We start from the raw sequence: 475 nt of genomic DNA, 5'->3' as shown, positions 1-475 counted from the left end.
CGCATTCCTATGCAGTTTTCAAGGTTCTGGCTGGATAACTACCCAGCAGTCTGACATTCACACATACAATACATGCGTTATCTGTCACTTTGCTGAATTTAATCCCTCTTCTATTTATAGCTGACGCTACAAGGTGGAGGTTAGCGGACTCGAACCGCTGACATCCTGCTTGCAAAGCAGGCGCTCTACCAACTGAGCTAAACCCCCAGATTATAATTCGTAATTCGTAATTCTTAATTCGTAGTTAATTACGAATTACTAATTATAAATTACTAATTACTTTCAGGTGGGCCATCCTGGACTCGAACCAGGGACCTCACCCTTATCAGGGGTGCGCTCTAACCACCTGAGCTAATAGCCCATAAATGAACCAAATCATAGTTTGAAAGCTTTCAACAAATGTCTGCGACCGACCTAGGTTTGACCATCTCAATATTTATTTGCACTTTGCTTTCAATATTTGAGGGGTGTAGGT

General features: G+C 42.1%; 2 tRNA genes. Both read right to left on the bottom strand.

What is annotated here, in order from left to right:
• Window positions 1-134: 134 nt before the first annotated feature.
• Window positions 135-207: transfer RNA gene (locus tag ACM0OY_RS40580), tRNA-Ala, on the bottom strand.
• Between the two features lie 80 nt (window positions 208-287).
• Window positions 288-361: transfer RNA gene (locus tag ACM0OY_RS40575), tRNA-Ile, on the bottom strand.
• Window positions 362-475: the final 114 nt, after the last annotated feature.

The organism is Nostoc sp. CCY 9925, assembly GCF_963920935.1.
In the GTDB taxonomy this organism is placed as follows: Bacteria; Cyanobacteriota; Cyanobacteriia; order Cyanobacteriales; family Nostocaceae; genus Nostoc.
The sequence above is the reverse complement of the archived record's forward strand: the minus strand, read 5'-3'. Positions and strand labels throughout refer to the sequence as shown.